15 protein-coding genes and 1 pseudogene are annotated in these 19,178 nt (G+C 50.3%); 3 read left to right on the top strand and 13 right to left on the bottom strand.

Annotation, left to right across the window (positions count from 1 at the left end; translation table 11 throughout):
- Positions 1–30: 30 nt before the first annotated feature.
- Together M1D70_RS12285 and M1D70_RS12280 are read left to right on the top strand one after the other, a co-directional pair.
- Positions 31–675 carry a thiamine diphosphokinase gene (locus tag M1D70_RS12285; protein WP_009595987.1) on the top strand — a complete coding sequence of 215 codons (645 nt, stop codon included), beginning with the start codon at positions 31–33 and terminating at the stop codon, positions 673–675.
- A gap of 268 nt (positions 676–943) precedes the next feature.
- Positions 944–1,438 (top strand): C40 family peptidase, encoded by a 495-nt coding sequence (locus M1D70_RS12280; RefSeq protein WP_009596005.1) that lies wholly within the window; start codon positions 944–946, stop codon positions 1,436–1,438.
- A 40-nt stretch (positions 1,439–1,478) separates the two neighbouring features.
- Here M1D70_RS12280 and M1D70_RS12275 read toward each other — a convergent pair whose 3' ends face one another.
- Positions 1,479–2,198, bottom strand: coding sequence for a response regulator transcription factor (locus M1D70_RS12275; RefSeq protein ID WP_009595993.1), 720 nt, complete (start codon positions 2,196–2,198; stop codon positions 1,479–1,481).
- A 269-nt stretch (positions 2,199–2,467) separates the two neighbouring features.
- Here M1D70_RS12275 and M1D70_RS12270 point away from each other — a divergent pair, with 269 nt between their 5' ends.
- Positions 2,468–5,830 carry a discoidin domain-containing protein gene (locus tag M1D70_RS12270; RefSeq protein WP_456289970.1) on the top strand — a complete coding sequence of 1,121 codons (3,363 nt, stop codon included), beginning with the start codon at positions 2,468–2,470 and terminating at the stop codon, positions 5,828–5,830.
- Positions 5,831–5,914: 84 nt separating this feature from the next.
- Here M1D70_RS12270 and M1D70_RS12265 read toward each other — a convergent pair whose 3' ends face one another.
- The 12 genes and pseudogenes from M1D70_RS12265 to M1D70_RS12210 all read right to left on the bottom strand — a co-directional run bounded on the left by M1D70_RS12265 (position 5,915) and on the right by M1D70_RS12210 (position 19,159).
- Positions 5,915–6,991, bottom strand: coding sequence for a ThiF family adenylyltransferase (locus M1D70_RS12265; RefSeq protein WP_456290417.1), 1,077 nt, complete (start codon positions 6,989–6,991; stop codon positions 5,915–5,917).
- A 183-nt stretch (positions 6,992–7,174) separates the two neighbouring features.
- Positions 7,175–7,984: an aminoglycoside phosphotransferase family protein gene (locus M1D70_RS12260; protein ID WP_456289969.1), complete on the bottom strand. Its 810-nt coding sequence runs from the start codon at positions 7,982–7,984 to the stop codon at positions 7,175–7,177.
- A 311-nt stretch (positions 7,985–8,295) separates the two neighbouring features.
- Positions 8,296–9,849: an ABC-F family ATP-binding cassette domain-containing protein gene (locus M1D70_RS12255; protein WP_456289968.1), complete on the bottom strand. Its 1,554-nt coding sequence runs from the start codon at positions 9,847–9,849 to the stop codon at positions 8,296–8,298.
- A 122-nt stretch (positions 9,850–9,971) separates the two neighbouring features.
- Positions 9,972–10,960: pseudogene (locus tag M1D70_RS12250) on the bottom strand (hypothetical protein).
- Positions 10,947–11,501, bottom strand: a complete 555-nt coding sequence (locus M1D70_RS12245) for a hypothetical protein (protein WP_456289967.1) — start codon at positions 11,499–11,501, stop codon at positions 10,947–10,949. The pseudogene M1D70_RS12250 and the gene M1D70_RS12245 overlap by 14 nt, the downstream one beginning before the upstream one ends.
- Before the next feature lie 5 nt (positions 11,502–11,506).
- Entirely contained in the window at positions 11,507–11,902 is a 396-nt protein-coding gene (locus M1D70_RS12240) for a hypothetical protein (RefSeq protein ID WP_456289966.1), read from the bottom strand.
- A gap of 24 nt (positions 11,903–11,926) precedes the next feature.
- Positions 11,927–12,385, bottom strand: a complete 459-nt coding sequence (locus M1D70_RS12235) for a hypothetical protein (protein ID WP_009596009.1) — start codon at positions 12,383–12,385, stop codon at positions 11,927–11,929.
- A gap of 83 nt (positions 12,386–12,468) precedes the next feature.
- Positions 12,469–14,541, bottom strand: a complete 2,073-nt coding sequence (locus tag M1D70_RS12230) for a hypothetical protein (protein ID WP_456289965.1) — start codon at positions 14,539–14,541, stop codon at positions 12,469–12,471.
- Positions 14,531–16,441 carry a pilus assembly protein CpaF gene (locus tag M1D70_RS12225; RefSeq protein WP_456290416.1) on the bottom strand — a complete coding sequence of 637 codons (1,911 nt, stop codon included), beginning with the start codon at positions 16,439–16,441 and terminating at the stop codon, positions 14,531–14,533. Before M1D70_RS12225 ends, M1D70_RS12230 begins: the two co-directional genes overlap by 11 nt.
- Positions 16,428–17,297 carry a hypothetical protein gene (locus M1D70_RS12220; RefSeq protein ID WP_456289964.1) on the bottom strand — a complete coding sequence of 290 codons (870 nt, stop codon included), beginning with the start codon at positions 17,295–17,297 and terminating at the stop codon, positions 16,428–16,430. The genes M1D70_RS12225 and M1D70_RS12220 overlap by 14 nt, the downstream gene beginning before the upstream one ends.
- Positions 17,294–18,001 (bottom strand): hypothetical protein, encoded by a 708-nt coding sequence (locus tag M1D70_RS12215; RefSeq protein ID WP_009595975.1) that lies wholly within the window; start codon positions 17,999–18,001, stop codon positions 17,294–17,296. The genes M1D70_RS12220 and M1D70_RS12215 overlap by 4 nt, the downstream gene beginning before the upstream one ends.
- A 54-nt stretch (positions 18,002–18,055) precedes the next feature.
- Positions 18,056–19,159, bottom strand: a complete 1,104-nt coding sequence (locus M1D70_RS12210) for an SAF domain-containing protein (protein ID WP_456289963.1) — start codon at positions 19,157–19,159, stop codon at positions 18,056–18,058.
- Between the last annotated feature and the right edge of the window lie 19 nt (positions 19,160–19,178).

Below are 19,178 nucleotides of genomic sequence, written 5' to 3'. Positions count from 1 at the left end.
ACAATTCTCTCGAAAAAGGAGGAATATATAATGAAACACACTCGCGTCCTGATCTTCACAGGTGGGGAGTTGTCAACGGGATTCCTGAATGAGGTCCAAGAAGGGGATTTCATTATAGGAGCCGATCGCGGCGCTCTCTTCTTGATTGAACATGGAATCAAACCCGATCTGTCCGTCGGAGATTTCGATTCCATTCCGCCCGAGCAGATGGATCGTGTCCACTCTATGAGCGGAAAGGTCATCGATTGTGACCCGATCGATAAAAATTTGACCGATACCGAGCTTGCCTTCGAGCTGGCAATGGAACGCTCGCCCGAATCCATCATGATTCTGGGGGCTACGGGCACGCGCCTGGATCATACGCTGGCGAATATCCACATGCTCATTCGCGGCCTTCAGCATCATATCCCGTGTTCCATATTAGATGAAAACAATTTTATTACCCTGACGGGCTCCAGCTGTCTTGTCGAGAACAAAGGGTTTACATATGTCTCTCTTCTGCCGCTCACCACGGAAGTTACCGGCATTTATCTCGAAGGTTTTCAGTATCCGCTCCAAGATGCCACATTGCGATTGGGGCAGTCGCTCGGGGTCAGCAACAGGCTGGCCGAGGAGAAAGGAACGGTTCGGATCGAAGGCGGTCTGCTGCTCATTATCCAAAGCAAGGATCGCTAATCATTACTATTTTGTCATCTTTAATCGCAAAATAATAACCCTCTTTATTCTTTTGATAAACCCTTGTATATCAAGGGTTTTTTCATGCTTTCAACTCGTGGATCAGCCGCAATTCTTAATTTTTTGTTACTTTTAATGATATTTTAATAATTCGCTTTCATTTCATGCGGCCCAAGGGCTTCCGCCGATTATCCAGATTATGGCCGGTTTCAAATCTGATATACTCGGTTCATCGCAAAAAACAATAACTGCTTGGAGGTCATACAACATGAATCGACAGAATTGGATTAAGAAGGCCGTAGTCATCAGCTTGAGCGCAACTTTGGGCGTAGGCGCAGTACTAACTGTTGCACCGCCGGCACCTGTTGAAGCAGCATCCGTAAGCACAGGAACTCGAGTTGTTAACTTTGGTAAACAATATATGGGAACACCTTATAAATTCGGAGCATCCACATCCACGACAAGAGTGTTTGATTGCTCTTCCTTCATGAAACATATCTTTAAAAAATACGGCGTGAACCTGCCGCGTACGTCCGCTGCCCAATCCAAGGTCGGCAAGGCCGTTTCGAAATCGAACCTGAGAGCCGGCGATCTGGTATTCTTCTCGAGCGGAAGCCGTGCGAATGGCAGAAACGTAACACACGTTGCCGTTTATATGGGCAACAACAAAATCTTGCACACTTACGGCAAGCCTGGCGTAACGATCTCCAGCCTGTCCGGCAACTGGAGCAAGACTTACCTGAAAGCTCGTCGCGTACTGTAGTCTTATTTTCCGCTTATCATATCGAAGACCGTCTTTCCGCTCAGGGAAGGCGGTCTTTTTTGCTTGCATCGATTTCTTCCTGGGACAAAAGCTTATAACCGGCCCCCCGTATCGTACGAAGCAGTTTTTGCTTGCGCCCTCTATCGATCTTCTCTCTCAAATGGAGAATGTAGACATCGACCACGTTGGTACCCGTATGAAAATCATAATCCCATACCTGTTTTAAAATATCCTCACGCGTGCATACCTGCCCCTGCCTTCGGGCCAAAAACAACAGCAAATCGTATTCGCGATGAGTCAGTTCCACGGGCTCCTCTTCCCGAATTACATTGCGGCTCAAAGGATCGATCACCAGATCTCCGATTCGGATGATCTCCTCCTGTTCCGCGCGTCCCGTCTGAAAAAGCCTCAGCAAATTGGCAATTCGCGCCAACAGCTCCCTCTCATCCCTGTCATTTGGGATGTAGTCATGGGCTCCAGCCTCCAAAGCATGAATCGCTTCATTAGAACCGTCGCTTCCGATGACAATGATCGGGAGCTGTTCCCCTCTGCCCGTCAGTCGCTCCACGAGATTGAATTGGTTCATACCCGGCAGTCTGCTGTCGATGAGCAGCAGGTCTGCGCCTGCGCGCTGCAAAGCGGCAACCACTTCCGAATAATTCGCAGCGTCTGTAACCTTATAACCCGCTTGTTCTAGTATCTCCGTTATCGTCTGGATCCGAGCTTGATTGTCTGCCGCGATCAAAATGACTTTGTCCACGGGTTCCCCCCCGCTTTCATCGCTTAATAATGTAAGTATGTCTGTTTCATCCTGCTTTCACTCCTGCAATCGATGATGAACAACCAGAACGCATTTCCTTACAAAAATTCAAGCCTGATCCAAAAGATGCTGGGATCGCATACGATTTCCGTAGAATTGCATCTTATTTCGGTCGAGACGTTATTTTTATAATGGATATAAGATCAGGAAAGGGGGATATCTTTACCCGGTATAACTCATCAAACCATGATGGAGGAGGAAAAAATAATATGCGCAACAAACTCGTGGCATGGCCTTTAGTCGTAGCCATGCTGGTATCCATTGTATTCACGGCCGGCGGGCCTCCAGCTAAGGCTTCTGCAGCAGGCGGAACAAACCTATCCATCGGTAAAAACGTGACGGCTAGCGGCCAATCCCAAACCTACGGGCCGTCCCACGTAAACGATGGCAATCCAAATTCGTACTGGGAAAGCACCAACCATGCGTTTCCGCAGTGGATACAAGTGGATCTCGGTGCCGCCACCAGCATCAACGAAATCGTTCTAAAACTTCCTGCCAGTTGGGAGCCGCGGACTCAAACGCTGAGCGTACAAGGCAGCTTGAACGGCACGACATTCACAAATATCACAGGTCCGTCCGGCTATGCATTAGACCCTGCCGAAGGAAACTCGGTGACCGTCAGCTTTGACGAAACGAGCACGAGATATGTTCGTTTAAGCGTAACCAACAATACGACATGGCCGGCTGCGCAGCTGTCTGAATTTGAAATATATGGACCATCGGTCTCCCCGCCGACGCCTCCGACGGGAAACAATATCGCGAGCGGCAAACCGATCACCGCCTCCTCAAGCACATTCACGTATGTAGCGGCCCATGCTAACGACAACAACGTCCAAACTTACTGGGAAGGCGGCAGCAACCCCAGCACGCTGACCCTGGATCTTGAATCAAACCATGATATTACCTCCATCGTACTGAAACTGAATCCGTCCCCGGAATGGAGCGTCCGCACGCAAACCATACAAGTCCTTGGGCATGACCAAACTACAACAACCTTTAGTAATCTGGTGTCGGCGCAGTCCTATACGTTCACTCCCGCTTCCGGCAATTTCGTAACGATTCCGATAAATGCAACGGTTAAACGTCTGCAATTGAACATAACATCGAATTCCGGCGCCCCTGCAGGACAGATTGCGGAAATTGAAGTGTATGGCACCGCCGGCGAGAATCCGGACCTTACCATTACGGGTATGTCCTGGACGCCGACTTCTCCGAGCGAAAACGATGATATCACACTGCATGCCACGGTTAAAAACATTGGAAGCTCGGAAGCCGGCGCTACGACGGTCAATTTTTACCTGAATGACGCTAAAGCAGGCTCATCACCGGTAGGGCCGCTTGCAGCAGGAGCTTCCGCCACGGTATCCCTGCAAGCCGGAGCCCAAGCGGCAGCATCGTATGCACTCAGCGCTAAGGTCGACGAGGAAAACAACATCATCGAGCTAAACGATGGGAACAACAGCTATTCCCATTCGTCCCCTTTGGTCATTGGCAGCGTGGAAAGCTCCGATTTGGTAGGAACGATACAGTGGACGCCAACCACGCCTATGGCCGGCAATGCCGTAGCCTTCACCGTCAATCTTAGGAACCAAGGCAACAAAGCCACGGCTAGCGGCTCACATGCAATTTCCGTTGCGCTGAAAAATCCGGCAGGCTCAACGATCCAGAACTTTGACGGTAGCTACCATGGCGCCCTTGCCGCAGGCGCCTCCGCCACCGTCCAAATTCCCGGCACATGGACCGCTGCAAATGGCAGCTATACATTAACAACGTCCGTGGCACCCGATGCTAACGAAGTACCGGCTAAAAGGGAAAACAATGTTAGTCATGCCAACCTAACCGTGTACTCATCACGCGGTGCCAGCAAGCCATATACCCGCTATGATACCGATGATGCCATACGCGGCGGCGGCGCATTGCTAAAGTCAGCGCCAACGTTCGATCAAGCGCTCACGGCATCGGAAGCATCCGGACAGCGTTATGTTGCTCTCCCTTCAAGCGGATCCAACCTCGAATGGACGGTTCGAGAAGGCGAAGGGGGCGCAGGCATCACCATGCGATATACGATGCCGGACTCATCGGACGGCATGGGATTAAACGGCTCGCTTGACGTCTATGTAAACGGTTCGAAGAAGAAGACAGTTCCATTAACTTCCTACTATAGCTGGCAATATTTTTCCAGCGATCATCCGGCAGATGCGCCTGGAGGAGGACGTCCTCTATTCCGGTTCGATGAAGTACATTGGAAACTGGAGACACCGCTTCAGCCTGGAGACAAAATCCGTATTCAGAAGTCTAATGCGGATAACCTGGAATACGGCGTCGATTTCATCGAAATCGAGCCGGTACCTGCCGCTATCTCCCGTCCGGCCAACTCGGTCTCCGTCACGGATTTCGGTGCGATCCCGAACGACAGCCAAGATGACCTAACGGCATTTGAGGCTGCCGTGCAGGCAGCGGCCTCATCAGGCAAAACCCTATACATTCCTGAGGGGACGTTCCATTTGGGCAATATGTGGAAAATCGGCTCGGTCGGCAATCTGATTGATGACATGAAGATTATGGGGGCAGGCATCTGGCACACCAACATCCAATTTACCAACCCGAATGCGGCTTCCGGCGGGATCTCGCTACGAATCGCGGGCCAGCTGGATTTCAGCCATATCTACCTCAACTCGAATCTGCGGTCCCGATATAATCAGAATGCCGTTTACAAAGGATTCATGGACAATTTCGGCACCAACTCCAAGATTCACAATGTGTGGGTGGAGCATTTCGAATGCGGATTCTGGGTTGGCGATTATGCCCATACGCCGGCCAAGATCGCGGAAGGGCTGGTCATTGAAAACAGTCGGATCCGCAATAACTTAGCGGATGGGGTTAATTTTGCGCAGGGGACCAGCCATTCGACGGTGCGCAACAGCAGCATTCGAAATAACGGCGACGATGGACTCGCTGTCTGGACGAGTAACGTGAACGGTGCACCAGCGGGTGTTAACAACACCTTCTCCTATAACACCATCGAAAACAACTGGCGCGCGGCAGCCATCGCTTTCTTTGGGGGAAGCGGTCACAAGGCCACTCACAATTTGATTGTAGACACCGTTGGCGGTTCCGGCATCCGAATGAACACGGTATTCCCGGGATACCATTTCCAGAACAATACCGGCATTCTGTTCTCCGATACCACCATCATAGGCAGTGGTACCAGTAAAGACTTGTACAGCGGGGAGCGCGGCGCCATCGATCTTGAAGCATCGAATGATCCGATCCGCAATGTTACGTTTACCGACATCGATATTCTGAACACCCAGCGCAGTGCGGTACAGTTCGGTTATGGCGGCGGGTTTGAGAACATCGTGTTTAACCATATCCGTATAGACGGTACGGGACTTGACGGAGTAACGACCTCGAGATTCTCGAGCCCTCATCCGGGTGCGGCGATCTACACGTACACGGGCAACGGGTCCGCAACATTCAACAATCTGACCATGCAGAATATCGCTCACCCTGATCTGTATTTCATCCAGAACGGTTTCCATTTAATTTTGAATGAAGCGATTGGGGATTAAACGATAAAAGGAGTGGGCCTGTGAGGCTCACTCCTTTGTCGTTTACGATGTTGGATGAAGCACGTTAGCTTTACTCCTTCTTATTTAACCGCCAACGTATTGATTATATAGCGATCTAGCCTTGGCGATATCCGATGTGCCATGCACCAGGGTTCTGCCGTCTTGAAATATAACCAAACGGTGCGGACTCGCCTGATAAATGATCATATAGGGGGTAACGGTGGCTTTTCCTTGACGCAGGCTGTTCAATCGATCCGCCATCTCCTCCAGTTGAAGCTGCATGGGTCTGCCCGGCCTGATCTGCACGGTGTCCCTGCCGCACAATACTTCGCTTTTGTCGGCATGTTCAGCCGACAGATAAGGGTATGTCGGTTCCTCGCCGCATGTGGAGCAGTCCGATTTTTTTGCGCGGTCTACACCGAATTCCATCCGTTCGTTACGCCATAAATCAAAAGACAGCATCTTTTTCCTTAGGGCTTGGCGGTTTCCGGATAACACCTTCAGCGCCTCCATCGTTTGATGGGCAGCAACCATCTGTACCGCTTGGGGGAGAATGCCATTAATGTCGCAAGTGTCGCCGCCTAAAGGAATCATTCCAAGCAAACAGTTCAAACATGGGGTTTCTCCCGGTAAAAACGTATAACTCATCCCGGAGCTCCCGACACATCCCCCGTAAATCCACGGAATTCCATGCTTGAAACCGATGTCGTTCAAGATCAGCCGGGTTCCAAAATTATCGGTAGCGTCCATCATCAAGTCAACGCCTTGGCACAGCACCGACAATTCATGGGCTCGTACATCCATAACGATACCCTCCACGATGACGTCCGAGTTGATCTCGGATAATCGCGTGGCTGCAGCTACGGCCTTAGGCAGCCGGTTGATGGCATCCTGCTCGGTAAACAGCTGCTGACGCTGCAGATTGCTCCATTCCACGTAATCCCGGTCCACGATGGTCACGTGTCCGACGCCTGCGCGAACCAAGGTCTCCAACACGGCGCTTCCCAGCGCCCCTGCGCCGAGAACGAGCACGCGGCTGTTCCGGAGGCGAAGCTGTCCTTCCTTTCCCAATGGCGTGAACCGCTCTTGCCTGGAATACCGATCCTCTCTTTCCGCTATAGCATCCTCCTTGCCGTCCGAGGACTCCAAGGCAGTGTTCATTTGGTGCCCCTCGAGGTTTGCCTTCCCCCTGTTATCGTGTAATCCAGACATGTATGTTTCCTCCCGATCCATTTCTGCGAACGTGCTAATGAAGTTTGAGTTTCATAAAATCTGACTTAGAGCTATTCATGATCAAAAATACCCATCCCGCTAAAGAGGATGGGCTGTTTAACGAATTTCACCTTAATACAATCGGGTATTCAGCGCCTTCTCAAGGATACTACGATGACGCAGTATCCAGGCAGCGCTTCGAGCCCTCCAGGCGATTCCCCACAACAGACCTTCCGTTTCCGGCGATACCTGCTGCTCAATGGCTTCTTCAGCCGTTTCCCGCACGACCACCTCTACGATCATGTCCAACAAGTCCGTTCGAAGAGAAGGTTCGACGCCATAAGCGTCAACCAATAAACGGAGCTGCCTTGCACGGGCATTAGCATCCGGCAAGCCGACTCTTTCGGCAACATCATCATCGTGCAGCTGCGGGAAGAGCCAGCATACCCGGGCTAACTCAACAAGCGGATGTACAGGTCCCGCGAATTCCCAGTCAATTAAAGCGTAAGGCATCCCATCGCGGGTAACCATATTCCAAGGAGCAATATCACCATGGCTGTATACAACCCCGGAATCGCCCAGTTCACGCAGAAACCACGGTTTCCATACTCCCTTGGGACCCGGCGAGAATGTAGCGGAAGCGTCATGAAGCTGACGTAATAATCGTCCTACTGCGACGATGGCTTCATCGCTCCAAGGTCCGGGATGAACAAATTCGCCCTCTACATAACTTAACGTCTCTTGACCTTCCTCATTCCAACCCGGGCCAATAATATCGGGCAGGGACGTAAACCCTGCTTGCTTCAAATGCCTTATTAAGGAGTGTACGGACGGGGTCCATTCCCCGCATGGTCGATACACAACCTGACCTCGTCGTACAACCGACTTCTCGGCGGAGAGAATAAGGTCCTCTCCCTGTCCTGGTGGATTATCCGAATTCATAACTCGTCTCCCCTTCGGAAGGGAATAACACGGTTAATGGGGCTATGGATGTGTATTCCCTTCATATAATGATGCCCCGATGGTCAAATCCATGTCTTCCATCAACATCTCCTCCGTTCATGCCAAGTTGCTTCTAGCATATCATAAAAAAGGATTCATCCATAGCAGGACTGAGAGCCGCATACGATCAAGTACGCCAAAAAGGATGCCCAGCAGCGTGCTGCCGGTCATCCTTAAGGAAAAACGATTAAACTCGTTTAGATTCAGGTTCATCATCCAACTTGTGAGCAGGATCGTGATCGTCAATTGGGTCAAGCGTTCTGGTTGGACCAATCTTCGACGTTCCAGATCTTCGTTACCCAATCTTCATAAAATTCAGGTTCGTGGGAAACCAACAGGATGGTGCCTTTGTATTCCTTCAAGGCACGTTTCAGTTCCTCCTTGGCCACAACGTCAAGATGGTTTGTCGGTTCGTCAAACAGAATCCAGTTGCTCTCGCGCATCAGAAGTTTACACAGACGCACTTTTGCCTGTTCGCCACCGCTAAGCGCCTTCATCGGACGGGTAATATGCTCGTTTTTGAGTCCGCAGCGAGCAAGGGCCGCACGAACCTCGTGTTGGTTCAAATGTGAGAATTCGTTCCACACGTCATCTATCGGCGTGATATTCCCCGGACGTACTTCCTGCTCGAAATAAGCGGGCACCAGAAAGTCTCCTTGATATGTCTTGCCCGAGAAGGCCGGGATTTTCCCTAAGATGGTCTTGAGCAGCGTTGATTTACCCACGCCATTGCATCCCACAATGGCAATCTTCTCTCCGCGTTCGATCATGATGCTCATTTTGGGAAGCAATGGCCGATCGTAGCCGATCTCAAAATCAATGCCCTCAAATACCGTTTTACCGCTGGCGCGGGCTTCCTTGAAGTTAAACACGGGTTTAGCCGCTTCCTCAGGACGGTCAATCCGATCCAAGCGATCCAGCTGCTTCTCCCGGCTCTTTGCTCGGCCGGACGTGGAGTAGCGGGCCTTGTTCCGCTGAATGAAGTCTTCCTGCTTCTTAATGAACTCCTGCTGCTTCTCGTAGGCATCGATATGCTGATTCTTGTTGATATCGGCCATTTCCAGAAACTTCTCGTAGTTCGCTGTATAACGCGTTAATTTTGCAAATTCCAAATGATAGATGACGTCGACCACCTGGTTCATAAATTCCGTATCATGGGAAATCAAAATGAACGCATAGGGGTACTGCTTCAAATATTGAGTCAGCCATTCAATGTGCTCGACATCCAGATAGTTGGTAGGCTCGTCCAATAGAAGAACGTTAGGCTTCTCCAGCAGAAGCTTTGCCAGCAGCACCTTGGTTCGCTGCCCTCCGCTTAATGTCGCTACATCGCGATCCAGGCCAATCACGGACAACCCAAGACCGTTCGCCATTTCCTCAACCTTGACGTCCAGCATGTAGAAATCCCCGATGTCCAGCTGCTCCTGAATCTCACCCATCTGTTCGAGCAGAAGCTCCAGCTCTTCAGGGGTTGCATCACTCATCTTATTGGTGATTTCCATCATTTCTTTTTCAAGCTCCAGCAGGGGCAGAAAGGCATCCTTCAGTACATCGCGCACCGTCTTGCCCGGTGTCAGCTTGGTATGCTGATCCAAGTATCCGTAACGGATTTTCGGCGTCCACTCTACCTTGCCGCTGTCTTTAAGCAGCTGACCCGTCAAAATATTCATTAGCGTAGATTTTCCTACGCCGTTTGCTCCGACAAGACCGACATGTTCGCTGGCCAGCAAACGAAAAGATACATTCTTGAATAGAGTACGATCCCCGAAATTATGCGATACGTTCTCTACGGTCAATAAACTCATGGCTATAGTAACTCCTGTCTGTATAAAATGAACTTATTTCATGTTAATTTAGCGAATTGTACACAGTCAAGAGTTTATTGTAACACATCATCGAGTCCGGCCGAAACTATGATTTTCGGGGATCACGGGATACCGGGATTATAACAGCTTTTCTCATGATAACCGGCTGCCGCTGCTTCCTTGGCACTAGGAAACACCTCCTCCACCCGATCGTTGAAAGAGCAGGCGTCCCGATAATAATAGGGGAGCCCCCAGTCATCCACCGCGCCGAAATAGGTCGGAGCTTTAACGAGTCGGCCGCCTCCAAGCGCGTAGTTATTGTAATATTGTTCGCCCATGGGAATGCCTTGAATGAAAGCCATCATACCGATATCGTCAATCGTATTTACCCACTCTTCCTGGGAAATCAAAGGCAGCGTAAACGTATAAGAGATTCCGTTCCGCAGCGCAACTTGATTGTGGCGCTGTATGTAATAGGCAAGACGCTCTTGAACCGTATTCACGATGGTGATCCGCCGGACTTGTTCAAACACATCCTCATGATCCAACAAAGCACGCCGGTTCTGCCAATGAGATCCTTCCGAAATCCAGAATGCCAGATAGAGGAATTGGATTCATATACCTGAACGTAAGAATCCAGCGTAAACTGAATGCTGTTGCCGCTGCCATCATTCCAGGCATAAGGAATTTTGGGAGTCCATCGATGCTCTATAAGCCCCTCGCCGTCATCGTCAACATAGGGCTGTGATACATACAAATAATACCCGTCATAGTCCAGCACAACGATGGCAGGAATATACCACCATAAGGCAGCTTGTGCAGCCTTGTCATCTCCGATCCCCATGTTGATATACAATGTCCGGGAAAATGACTCCAGCGCTTGTTCTTTATCCGCACGCATATACTTCACGGAATCATAAGCTGACTCCTTGGACTGCGTCTCGTTATCGTTAAGTTTCATCCCGCCGTCTTGAACGGCCGTGCGCAGAGCACCCGTATATTTCATCTCGGCAAACCGTACATCCTCCAGGCTCTCGGCTCGCATGCCTAGGATGAGAAACATGGGGAAGAACACGGCAGTAAACACAATGGCAAGATCAGTAATCTTCATTCAGAACCAACCCTCCGTAAGGGAATGCGATAGCTGCTGTTCCTCCTGAGTTGGATCCTGTCAACGCATCGAATATCACCAATCCGGGTGTCCGATTCAAGCTAGTGACGCTAACCTGGAAGTGATCGCCGGCAGTTAGACGGTAGCGGCGGCCTTCATCGCTTTTATCCAGATTCGAGTCCGGGAACAGATAACCCATCAGATCATCCTGATAATAAGCATCATATACAACGGAATAACGGTTCAGGAATGATCCGGGATCCGAAGGATCGGCATATTCCGGGTGGTATTTCTTGTTATGATGCTCCATCTCCACATTGTAAATGTTCCCTGTGGCCGCCAACTCTTGCAGGAAGTCATTGTACATGTTGGGGGTAATATATCCCTTAGTGCGAACACTGTCTACGAATTTGGTAACGGATTGATAAACGATGAGTCGTGACAGATCATCCTGTCTTCTTGCCATCTCGCCAGTGGGAACCAAATATAACAGAAGGAGCGCAAGAAATGCTGCAAACCATTTCGAAACCGAATTTGACATGGCTGTTACCTCACTTTTACAAACTGGATCCGTTCTATTTCCCCATCCGCTCCCCGAATGTACTCCGCATAATACCGAGCATTCAAGTCGATGATCGAAACATCCAGCTCCTCCGGATGACTGCCTGAATGGAACACCGTTCCATCCACATCAACGGTAAAGACGCCTGCCTCTAATTCTCGCAGCGTAAACAAGACTTCGCTTCCTTCATAGGTCAGCTTCTCGTTCTCGTTAGTCATCTTTACGGTTGTCACTCCGGCATGCTGCTCTTGAGTCATTCGGTCCGCGGCTGTTATCCCGCTACCAACCATTGCCTGAATATTGAAAGCATACAAGGTTGCGCCGAGAAACAACGCCACCCCCGCAGCCAATTCTAGCATGCTTATTGTTGCATCTCGCAAGATTAGTCACCTTTCTATTCATAACTATTGATCGAATTTAATGCCCCGGATCACGTTGGAATTGTCTTTCACGATGGTCGCCCTAAACTTCCCGCTTGGGTTGACATACTCTGGGCTTTTCTCATCCATGACGAGGTTGATATTCCCTTGCCTGGAATCCGGATTCAGGATCGATCCGTCAGACTCCAGTACGTTGCCGTACCATTGCCCTGCTTTATTTTTACCTGTTGCAATGAAAACGCCGAACTGATCCTTGTCCTTATATTTGCGCAGTGCATTCGTAACTTGAGAACCGCTGATCGTCGTTCCGTCATACACGGTAAAGGCTGCCTGGGACAGCTCCGTCTGTATATCCGAAAAATTGTTCTGGGCGGTTTTGGTTGCCTCCTGGGCCGAAATAAACAAAATGACGACGATCGTAATCAGGGCAATAGTCAAAAATATGCCTGCTGCAACCTTTAATGCGGATGATGCATTATTCATTGAAATCCTCCTCATTTCCCTTATTGATTTTTATATGAACCTAGTGATTGTCGTTTCAGTAGTGCTTAAGGCCTTGTATTACTTCATAGTCGTTGAATTTGCTCATAGTACGTTTCCATTTGGGAGAAACTCATGCCGATCAGCGGAATGACAAGATACATAAAGATCAGCGCATACATCGGAGTAAAACCGATCATCCGCGCCCATGCGGCCTTCGTGTCGATCATCGCTTCATATTCCTGCTTGCGCTGCTCGAAGCTGAATATCATTTCCCCGTCGAGATCGTCGAATACGTCCTTGATCGGTACTTTATCCACCGCAAGGATCAGCTTGTCCACCAACCGTTGAAATTCGGGTAACCAGACGTCTTCCTTCAACTCCAGTAAAGCCAACTGCGCGCCATGTTCATAGTGAAGCAGGCTTTTTTGAATAGGAACCTTGAAAATAACGGCGAACCGGTTAAGCCATTCCAATATAACTTCAACCGTGATTCGCTCCATACCGCGCAGGATCGATATGACCGTCTGAAATTGATATACTTCATGCCGCATTTCCATGTTTCGCACTTTCCGGTGAAAATACAGCAGCCACAGTGGCGCCCCATAACCTGCAATACCTGTCATCAAGGAGAGCAGCAGCTCCCACCACTTCAAATACTCGCTATCATACCGCTTCAGCTTGGTCATGATTCGATCGGCTGCAATCTCAATTTGTTCCTTGGTCAAACCAACAGTATCTGTATCTCTTACGGCCTGTTGAATCTGGTCATGCGTTGCTTTCGTTGACATTTGCAGCTGCTCCATGATCACCCGATCCCGCTGGGCAGTCTCCTCTGCCTGCAAGCGCTCAACATCATTCATCTGTCCGAACAGAGAATGATTTAATGGAACGGGGATATGCAACAAATGATGTCTAGACTGTACATGTAAGCCAACGGCCAGCGACAGCGCTAAAAAGAAACCGAGGAAAAAAAACGTTACCCTTCTGATATACAGCCACTCGAATTTGATTTTCGCATTGCTCTCCTTCAGGAGCCGAACCCGGCTGTCATATTTCATCGTGCCTGGGGTCGGGGTCATGATCCCTGCAAGCCAGCAAATAATAGGAATTCCGTACATTCTTTCTTCCCACGTCACTTTGCGTGCTACTGCCCGGTAATCGGTTTCCCGATTTTGCTGGAGCTTCTGGAGCAGGATGTAAGAAATCAGGATAATGACGTAAATGGATATCTTGGTCACAAATCCGAGCTTGCTCATATAAAACTCATCCATCGACGGAAAACTGCTTCTCGCCCACCGTTCGATCGGTTTCGTAAAAAAAACCGGGGCCAGCGCAATAACATTCAAGCCCTTCATCAAGTAATCAAGCTTGTCTCTTCGCAATATTTCCAATTGGATTTCCTTGGTCAATCCGCTAAGCCCAAGGAGATAAATTGAGCCTTGTTTTCTCGCATGATCGCCAAACTCCATTACCAGATGGGAAATGCCCGCAAACGCCTTTAAATACCGGTTAGGAGCTACCTCATAATATCGCTCCAGCTCATCATTAGGATCTTGGGATACGAGGGCATTATAGATTCGATGGGCATGTATGGAGATTTCGTGTTCCGAAGTCTCTGCCCCTTCATACAAAGCCTCCTCGACCATTCCATGCTGCTGATAGTGATGACGGACGAGGGAGAACAATTCAACCGATTGAACAAGCAGCTTGCGCTCCAGCCGGTTAATGAACATCTCAACAAGCATATTGTTAATAACCACGGCGGCAAGGATGACGATCACGATAAACCCCAGGTCCGGATGACTCCATATCAGCAGCAGGGCCGTTAACCCGATAATCCCTGAAATCGCGCAGGCAAGCTTCACCGTCTCATACCGAAGCGAAATTTCATCGTAAGGATGGATGATCGCGATTCTCTGTCTGATCCGTTTGATATACGATTGGACGAGCGGGAGTTTCACTCCATACATATAAGCCAATTGGAACCATTGGCGGTATATACCGCGAAACGGTTTTGCTTCACCCGCATCGAACCTTCCGGCAAAATTCCCACGGTTTCCTCGTCTTCTTGACATCCACGACACCAAACCGAACGTAATCGAGAACAGCGTCAGGGATGTAATGAATATAAGGATTAACACGTCTTTAGAGGCCACGTTGTTCCCCCCAGCCCGAGTCCAGAAATATTCTGAATTCCTCCGCATCCTCCGGATGCATCTGCTCCGTCATTTCGCGAATGCTGATTTCGGATAGCTTGGCGCAAGCAATATACGCACCGTCCCGGTATTCAATCACATTGCGGGACACATAACAGCGGTCCTCGTTCAGTCTCCGCATATGCTCTGCACTTAAATGAAAATACTCCTCCATGCTGCTCTTCCAATTGTTTTCCGTAGAAGCTTCGAATTGCGGCAGAGCCCCCTTATCCACCGGAATGCACTCTGTAATTCGCTCTATGTAACGGTTTCCGAAAGCGTCTCTTCTCAAATGAATATCAAAGTTGATCACGCTGACCACCTGCTGCTCGGCAATGTGCTCTTGCCTGAACGCGCCGCTCTTGAGCAGGGAGTTGCGCAGGGATTGAACCAAATCCCTGAATGTCTTGGCATGATGGGTAAACACGGTAAACAGACTTGCCACTTGAGACATCTGTATCATCCATGACGCAACCTCGTCGCTGGCAACCTCACCAAGGATATTGACCGTACCGTCCGTTTTCTTCTGCAGATCCAGCCCTGCCTGTCCGCTGATATGCTCCGTTTCCCTGAAGCTGAGAATGTTCCTGCGGCTGTAGATTTTCCTTAAGTGAAGCTCGAAGGCCATCTCCTGAACCCGGAGGGTATAGGAGGCATAGATATGGCCAACCATTGCCATCAGCAGCGTGGTTTTTCCTGATCCTTGAGCACCGGTAATCGCCGTAATCCGGCTGCCTCTCATCAAATATTTCAATAAACCGATCACCAGCTCGGAGCCGCTCCCCGTAATCAATTGATCAAGCGTAGCCTTGGGCAAATCGAACTTGCGTACAAAGAATGCCCAGGATTCGGCAAACGGTGGCCTTACCACAACAACCCTGGAGCCATCCTTCATCTCATTCACTTTGTAACCGCTGGCTTCCGACAGCTGTCCCGGATGATTATATTTGTATATGTTTTGACATACCCGCTTAAGCTCCAGCATCGAACCAAAGGATAAAAAAGCAAGATGAAGCGAAACGCCCCGGTAAAAAATCCAAACGCTCTCACAGCCTGATGCAGGCAATTCGGCATTCGAAAGACCTAGCCCCAAAAAATCATCCAGTCCGTAAAAGGCATCCTGTCCGCTGTCGCGGTCGACGGGAACGCCGCTGACTCCCCCACTGATCCCGTCAATCCGCTGATCCCTGATTTCATCCACGACGGAAAATCCTTTGTACTGCTGATAAATGCGCTGAACGACGATATCCAGCTTCTCCTGAAACAGAAGCGGACGCTGCTCTGATTCATAAATATAAGCAATGTCTTCCGCGGTAACCGCATAAACGCTGCCCTCCCCGTAACCGGGAATGACGCGAGGCTGCGCAAGATCATATGTCTCCAGAAGTACGGATAAAGCATCCTCCCCGTGCCGCTGCCGGTACAGGTACAAGAGAATCTCGAATTGATCCTGGGCCGTTAATTCGGTTAGGCTTTCAAACGGAATGGCTGCATCAATGTTGGACTCGTTCAATCCCAAATCCTTGACAAGCAGCTGCTTTAAAAAATCCTTAACGTACGCCTTGTCCATCGCATCACCGGATACGCAGCCCTTGAGCGCGCTTCGCAACTCGCTCCGCTTGTTCAGCCTGCGGCGATACGCTTCTTCGTGCAGCCCTAAATCAGACAACTGGCTGTGCGTCAGCTGATGCAGGCTTTCCTTAACAAATGCCGTCATGGCTTCGATCGAATAGGGATCCGAGCCCCGCGTAATAGCAGCCGCCGGTTTACGGGTATCCATATAACGCAGATAGATAAACAACATGACTAACAAAACCATGATGATGATCCACATCGTGTTCAAGGCGTTACCCAAAAGCATGCAGGCCCCCCGCTTTCGAACGGCCGGACGGAAGTCCGAGCTGTTCAGCCGACGCATCAGCCAGTTGACGGACGGCATTATAGAGTGAATTCAAACCCTTCAGGTCCGCGCCCCCTCGGTTGCGCTGCATGTAGGGAATAATCGAACTCATATTCCATGCATCCGTCATGCGGGAGCAATACGGAACGCCAACCGCCATCGTTTTGATTCCAAAGCGGCGCTTCATATTTAGCAATGTGCAGCTGCTCTCCCGATCATATTTGCCGATCATGTACAAGCAGTCTTTTTCCTTCAGCTCCGGAGGAAGCCTTTCCTTCTCAAGCTCTCTCTTCAGGACATGCAAATTCTGATTCAATCCAACGATGATCAAGTCTGCCGCTTGAAGTATTGCACGATCCGCAGCTCGGGGAACACCATTGCCGGCATCCGCTACGGTAACGTCATAACTACGTTTGGAGGACGCCAAGACCTTGACCATCAGTTCAGTTCGATTCACGCCTTCCGCATGTCTAGCAGCACTGAAATCATTGACCGACGTCGGCTTCGGTCCGCACAAAAGATCCAGCCGATCAGACAGCAGCGGCAGAGCATAATTGCGGACATTATCCGGATTCAGCCTCCCGCTTGCATTGAGCCGTTCGAGGGCATCCAATCCGGTATCCTGAAACGCCACCATATAATCGAACGCTTCCTCCTTCAGCGCAAAGGCCTGTTCCACTCGTTCTCCTGCTTGTCCACCATGGGCAAGCAGCACTTTGACCTGGTATTCAAACGCCAATACGATCGGTAAACACGAGGCCAACAGCGTGCTGCCGCTCCCGCTTTTTAATGGGCTCCATACAGCAATCAGACTCATGCATGCCTCCTTCCTGCTTGCCTAAACGCCCGGCGGATATGCCGCTGCTCCATCTCCGTTAGCATCCGAATCAGTTCGGTAAGCGACCGCTTATACTGTCGTGACAAAGGCTTGATGCCCAGTCTACCTGCATGTTCGTTTTTTATTTTCAGCGCAAAAAACAATTCATCCCAAGGCATCTTCACAGGGGGACCCAGCCATTGAATCCGGCTATCCTCCATAAAGCCTTCAATATAGGACCCGTCCGCCAGGTCTTCGATAACCTGTACGTATACGCGATGGAAAGGCGGCAGCGGGTCATCTGTTCTAGCGGCTCTTAGTTCATCCAGCAAGGCCGCGCTCTTTCGCAATCCCGTTACTTCGAATCCGCTGACCCAAACATGGGCATCCGCCGTATCCCACTGATCCTTGTCCATAAATTGCGGCTTCTCCACGTCCATCACAATATAGTCGTATTTCTTCTCGTTCGTTTCTTCCAGATAATCCATCAGTGACGTATAACTCCCGAACCCTGTTGCCACGTCGAAACCGGCAAACTCCATGACCGGCAGCTGGGGATGCATTACGCTAATGCAATGTCTGTACTTCGCATCTATCGCGCCATCGACGAGCAGCACCCTGCTGTCTCCATTGGCTAGTATTTTGCACATGTACAGGAGCATATCGCTCTTGTCGCAGATGCCCGAAAATATCCACCTCTTCACTTTGGTTACACTCCTTCGCTTACCAACTGTTCTTCGGGGCTCACTTTGTCATTCCTACGGGCTCGTGAATATGAAATCAGCCTCTGGCGGTGTCTGATCACTGCCGTTCCGGGCATCTATCCTCCCGGTTGACCCTAAAATCTGCTCGGCCTCCGAAACCTTCTCCTCCCGAAGCGGAACCTCCGTATTCACGTCCTCGTCCGGGAGAATGCCATCGGAACTCGTTCCGGTAGCGGATTTCGCAGGGGGATTTATATTGGATGCCGGGCTCCAAGAATCCGGACTCCTGGCTCCGCCAGCATAGGCGGAATTAGGAGGCAAGTCGGACACTTGCGCCTGCTGACTCGGCTGGAGTTTGCTTAAATCGTCTTCCAGCGTGTTTCGGAGCGTAAGCTCCAATTGCTTCTCGGCTTTCTTCACGATATTCGGGTTGCTTGCAATCAGCTTCGTCACCTCCGCGTTCGGCGGATAGTTCGGAATCGCTCTCTCTTGCAGCTCGGGTTCTACATAGGTAAGCGCATATAGCGTAGCATCATGCAGATAAGCATCGACCAATGCGCTGGAGAGCAATAAGATTTCCTGTTCGCTTAACGTTGTCCAAAATGCCGGATTTTGGAGCCTGTCGATCTTCTTTTTGGATAAAACGATGTAATCCTGTCCGGTTGGAAACTGGACTCTAACATCAATGACATCCCCCTTGCGCAGGTCGCTTGGCAGATATACGGATTTCATCTCCCGGTGACGGAGATCGGGCCGCGTCGGCTCCTCTTCAAAGAGCATCGCGCCGGTAATCGGCATTCCCCGAAGCAGCTCGATCTTGGCGCCCTTCCCGGCAATCTCTTCCCTGCCCGAGAAGAGATTGCCGGACGTGCCGTCGTACGGCAAACGCACTTCCTTGATGTCCTTGGCCTCTATGAAATGACCAGGCGGAATATCTCTTACCGGGACCCATGCCGCCTGCATCGAATTGAGCTGCTGCAGCTGGGTCTCTTCAAGCTCCGCGATTCGCTGCTCGTATTGGGTGCGCTCCACGTGCCGCTGCTCTTTAGAGCCGTGCACATAATACAACATGGCGCCGGCACATACAGCCCCAGTTACGGCTGCGCCGGCAAGTCCGGCAAATATCAGTTTGCGGCTTCGCCTCCTGATAATCGGCATGGCTTCATCTCCTTCAGTT

The organism is Paenibacillus sp. AK002 (assembly GCF_053903045.1).
This window is presented reverse-complemented; position numbering and strand designations above follow the sequence as displayed.

What these genes read in the sequence shown, in the direction of transcription:
- M1D70_RS12235 (WP_009596009.1), bottom strand. Translation starts at nt 12,385, where the DNA reads ATGAATAATGCATCATCCGCATTAAAGGTTGCAGCAGGCATATTTTTG.
- M1D70_RS12285 (WP_009595987.1), top strand. Translation starts at nt 31, where the DNA reads ATGAAACACACTCGCGTCCTGATCTTCACAGGTGGGGAGTTGTCAACG.
- M1D70_RS12255 (WP_456289968.1), bottom strand. Translation starts at nt 9,849, where the DNA reads ATGAGTTTATTGACCGTAGAGAACGTATCGCATAATTTCGGGGATCGT.
- M1D70_RS12225 (WP_456290416.1), bottom strand. Translation starts at nt 16,441, where the DNA reads ATGCTTTTGGGTAACGCCTTGAACACGATGTGGATCATCATCATGGTT.
- M1D70_RS12265 (WP_456290417.1), bottom strand. Translation starts at nt 6,991, where the DNA reads ATGAACACTGCCTTGGAGTCCTCGGACGGCAAGGAGGATGCTATAGCG.
- M1D70_RS12220 (WP_456289964.1), bottom strand. Translation starts at nt 17,297, where the DNA reads ATGAGTCTGATTGCTGTATGGAGCCCATTAAAAAGCGGGAGCGGCAGC.
- M1D70_RS12280 (WP_009596005.1), top strand. Translation starts at nt 944, where the DNA reads ATGAATCGACAGAATTGGATTAAGAAGGCCGTAGTCATCAGCTTGAGC.
- M1D70_RS12270 (WP_456289970.1), top strand. Translation starts at nt 2,468, where the DNA reads ATGCGCAACAAACTCGTGGCATGGCCTTTAGTCGTAGCCATGCTGGTA.
- M1D70_RS12260 (WP_456289969.1), bottom strand. Translation starts at nt 7,984, where the DNA reads ATGAATTCGGATAATCCACCAGGACAGGGAGAGGACCTTATTCTCTCC.
- M1D70_RS12210 (WP_456289963.1), bottom strand. Translation starts at nt 19,159, where the DNA reads ATGCCGATTATCAGGAGGCGAAGCCGCAAACTGATATTTGCCGGACTT.
- M1D70_RS12245 (WP_456289967.1), bottom strand. Translation starts at nt 11,501, where the DNA reads ATGTCAAATTCGGTTTCGAAATGGTTTGCAGCATTTCTTGCGCTCCTT.